The sequence below is a fragment of the Wolbachia endosymbiont of Tuta absoluta genome, from assembly GCF_059414725.1.
On sequence record NZ_JBNRJY010000567.1, the window covers coordinates 1 to 387 of the forward strand.

The following is a 387-nucleotide window of genomic DNA, read 5'->3' on the forward strand; positions in this document are numbered from 1 at the left end:
TTATAAATACCAGCAATGAAATTTCTGGTGTTAATTGAGTCCAAAGCAGGATTGGTAATAAAGCAGAAGTTAGTATTATTATTCCACCCATAGGTGGTATATTCTTTTTTGTTATTAAATGACTTTCTGGTCCATATGATCGATCTTGTCCCGGCATGATTTATACATAACTAAACCATTCTCTTGAATCACTCTATCTACTTAAGAAAACTGCATCAAAATTCGTTGCTTACTTTTAAAGATCCAAGCATAGAAAGGGACATACGGACACATCTTAATTTTATACTACCTACATATTTAGTGATCATATTGGATATTTTCAAACCCTGTCTTTTACTATTGCTGGACAGCGACGCAATTGTTCGCTTTTAAACACTATAAGTAATT

General features: G+C 32.6%; 1 pseudogene. It reads right to left on the reverse strand.

The window, feature by feature from the left end:
- Nucleotides 1-142, reverse strand: a pseudogene (locus ACJ5GX_RS06375) (phospho-N-acetylmuramoyl-pentapeptide-transferase); the annotation flags it as partial.
- Nucleotides 143-387: the final 245 nt, after the last annotated feature.